The 3657-nt window shown below is 63.2% G+C and carries 3 protein-coding genes and 1 pseudogene; all 4 read left to right on the top strand.

What is annotated here, in order from left to right; all coding sequences use genetic code 11:
• A partial coding sequence (locus EN939_RS11535) for a methanol/ethanol family PQQ-dependent dehydrogenase (RefSeq protein WP_335930790.1) occupies nucleotides 1–1849 on the top strand: 1849 nt, incomplete at its 5' end.
• Nucleotides 1830–2699, top strand: a complete 870-nt coding sequence (locus tag EN939_RS11540; RefSeq protein WP_127268116.1) for a substrate-binding domain-containing protein — start codon at nucleotides 1830–1832, stop codon at nucleotides 2697–2699. The genes EN939_RS11535 and EN939_RS11540, both read left to right, overlap by 20 nt.
• Nucleotides 2696–3229, top strand: coding sequence for a c-type cytochrome (locus EN939_RS11545; protein WP_127268117.1), 534 nt, complete (start codon nucleotides 2696–2698; stop codon nucleotides 3227–3229). The genes EN939_RS11540 and EN939_RS11545 overlap by 4 nt, the downstream gene beginning before the upstream one ends.
• Nucleotides 3226–3657, top strand: a pseudogene (locus tag EN939_RS11550) (cytochrome c oxidase subunit II); the annotation flags it as partial. The gene EN939_RS11545 and the pseudogene EN939_RS11550, both read left to right, overlap by 4 nt.

Here is a 3657-nt window from a genome sequence, read left to right on the forward strand (position 1 = left end):
CGTTGACGCAGGACGAGGCGCCCGCGCATTGGCGACCGAGAATTCTTTTCGCACCTGCATACTCTCGGTGATGCTGCTGGCATGCGGCCCATTCCTGAGCGGTGCCTCGGAGCCGCCATCGGCGGCGGCTATTGCGCCGCCCGCCGCCGCCGCGCCACCCGATGACGGGCAATGGACAATGCCGGCCAAGAACTACGCGTCGACCCGCTTCAGCGACCTGACCGAGATCAACGAAGGCAACGTCAAGAACCTGCAGGTCGCCTTCACCTTCTCCACCGGCGTGAACAAGGGCCAGGAAGCAGCGCCGCTGGTTGTCGGCAACATCATGTACATCGTCACGCCCTTTCCCAACATCGTCTACGCGCTCGACCTTTCCAGGCCCGGCGCGCCGATGAAGTGGAAGTACGAGCCCAACCCCGAGCCGGCGGCACAAGGGGTGGCCTGCTGCGATGTCGTCAACCGCGGCGCGGCCTTCGCCGACGGGCGCATCTTCTTCAACACGCTGGACGGCCACACGATCGCCCTCGACGCCAACACAGGCAAACCGATCTGGAACGCTCATATCGGCAACATCAACATCGGCGAGACCATCACCATGGCTCCGCTGGTGGTGAAGGGCAAAGTTTTGGTCGGCAATTCCGGCGGCGAAATGGGCGTCCGCGGCTGGGTCAAGGCGCTGGATGCCGGAGACGGGCATATTGTCTGGACGGCTTATGGCACTGGACCCGACAAGGATGTGCTGATCGGCCCGGACTTCAAGCCCCACTATGACATGGACAAGGGCACAGACCTTGGCGTGACGACATGGCCGCCGGAAGCCTGGAAGATCGGCGGCGGCAATATGTGGGGCTGGATCTCCTACGATCCGGACTTGAACTTGATTTTCCACGGCACAGGCAATCCAGGACCGTGGAATCCGGATTTGCGGCCCGGCGACAACAAATGGACGTCCGGTATTTTCGCGCGTGATCCCGATACCGGAGCGGCGAAGTGGTTCTATCAGTGGAGCCCGCATGACCTCCATGACTATGACGGCATCAACGAGCAGATCCTTTTGGACATGACCTGGCAAGGCAAGCCGCGCAAGGTCCTCGTCCGACCGGAACGCAACGGCTACCTCTATATCCTCGATCGGACCACTGGCGAGGTGCTGTCGGCCACAGCCTATGGCCCGGTCAATTCCAGCAAGGGCGTCGACCTGAAGACCGGCCGCCTGATTGCAAACCCCGACAAGAGAACCGGCACCGGCAAGGTGGTGCGAGACATTTGCCCGACAGCGTCCGGCCTCAAGGACTGGCAGCCATCGGCCTTTTCGCCGAGGACCGGCCTGCTCTACATCCCCCACAACAATCTCTGCATGGATGAAGAAGGCGTCGAGGTAAACTACATCGCAGGCACGCCCTATGTCGGCATGAACGTACGCATGATCCCCGGGCCGGGCGGCAATCGTGGTGCCTTCACCGCCTGGGATGTTGCCGCCGCCAAGCCGGCCTGGGTCCTGAAGGAGAACTTTCCGGTGTGGAGCGGCACCGTCGTCACTGCCGGCGATGTCGTCTTTTACGGCACCATGGAAGGCTGGTTCAAGGCGGTCAGCGCCAGGACTGGCGACCTCCTTTGGCAATTCAAGACATCGTCCGGCATCATCGGCCAGCCGATAACCTATCGCGGCCCCGATGGGCACCAATATGTCGCAATTCTGTCAGGCGTCGGTGGCTGGGCCGGTGCCATCGTTTCCGGCGACCTCGACCCACGCGATGCCACCGCGGCACTTGGCTTCGTCAACGCGATGAAGGATCTAAAGAACGCTACCACGGCGGGAGGCACGCTTTATGTGTTCCGGCTGCCTTGATGGATCGGACTTGACCGTACGTCCGGCGCGAAAGGCGTTCCAACGGGTGGCGATCGGCATGGCCGGGCTCGCCTTGTTGCTCTTGCCGGCTATTGCCAGTCCACGTGAGTTGAGAGTGTGCGCCGACCCGAACAACATGCCGTTTTCCAACGCGGCCGGTCAAGGCTTCGAGAACAGGATCGCGGAAATTATCGCCACTGATCTCGGCGCCAAGCTGACGTACACTTGGTGGGCGCAGCGGCGTGGCTTCATCCGCAACACGCTGAAGGCAGGCCTTTGCGATCTCGTGCCCGGCACGCCTGCCAATCTCGAAATGCTGCGCACGACCACGCCTTACTACCGTTCGTCTTATGTCTTCGTAACCCGCCAGGACGGCCCGGACGTGGCCTCCTTCAACGACCCGCGGTTGCAAGAATTGCGTATCGGTGTTCAGCTCATCGGCGACGACGGCGCCAACTCGCCGCCTGTCCAGGCGCTTGGCCGCCGCGGCATCGTCGGGCACCTCATCGGCTACCCCGTCTATGGCGACTACTCCGCTCCCAACCCTCCGGCGCGCATCGTCGAAGCTGTTGCGAACGGCGAGATCGATCTTGCCGTGGTTTGGGGTCCGCTCGCCGGCTATTTCGCCGAGAGGCAAAAGGTGTCGCTCCGGATCACGCCGGTCACGCCTCGCATCGACGGACCGCAACTGCCGCTAATGTACGACATCTCAATGGGTGTTCGGCGCGAGGACGATGCGCTGCGTGGCGATGTGAATAGCGCGCTTGCCAGACACAAGGCCGAGATCGACGCGGTTCTGGCGCAATACGGCGTACCGCGTCTGGACATGGCCGGGAGTCCGGCGCGATGAGGCAGGCTCTGGCGATGTTACTGCCCTTGACGCTGGCCCTGGTCGCCTGCCAGCGCGAGGAGCGCGACACGCGACCGCAATCGGCACTCGGCTCAGGTGAGCAGCCGACGCCCGTGACCACGTTGGAGCCGGGCGGACAGCGACCCTCCCCCACCGATAACAAGGCGGCGAGCTTCGAGGCCAACGCCTTCCACATGAGCGAGGGCAAACGCCTGTTCGGCTGGTTCAACTGCTCGGGCTGCCATGCCAATGGCGGTGGCGGCATGGGCCCGGCGCTCATGGACGAGAAGTGGCTCTACGGCAGCTCGATCGAAAGCATCCACGCCACGATCCGCGACGGCAGGCCGAACGGGATGCCGAGCTTCGGCCAGAAGATACCCGATGACCAGATATGGGAGCTGGCGGCATATGTGCGTGCACTGGGCGGCAACGCGCCCTCCTCCGCCGCGCCGCAACGCAATGACGGCATGATGGTGCATCCCTCGGAAAACCGTCTGCCGGATGCCGCGACACTGGGCAAATCACCGTGAAGCGCCCGGCCTCGGTGGCCTTCGCCCTCTGTGTCCTGCTTCTTCTGCAGGGATGCGCAGGCTGGCAGTCGGCGCTGGATCCGAAAGGCCCCGCAGCCGGCGAGTTGGCTTGGCTGATCTGGTTCTTCACCGCGCTTTGCGCGGTTGTGTGGGTGCTGGTGATGATCGCTCTCGCAGCACCGCTGGTTATGCGATCGCGTCCCGGCGATGAACCCCTCTTACTCGACGAAGCGGCCGAACGCCGCAAGATGCGCGTGGTCGCGTCCGCCGTCGGGCTGGCCGCCATCATCCTGATCGGACTGACGCTGCTAGGCTTTTTCGCCAACAGGACGCTGGCTGCGATAGGCTCGGAGGCTGTGCTGACAATCAGGGTGACCGGGCACCAGTGGTGGTGGGAGTTGCGCTACGAGGATGCTATTTTTTTTTTC

Source organism: Mesorhizobium sp. M7A.F.Ca.CA.002.05.1.1 (genome assembly GCF_003998335.1).
GTDB lineage: Bacteria > Pseudomonadota > Alphaproteobacteria > Rhizobiales > Rhizobiaceae > Mesorhizobium.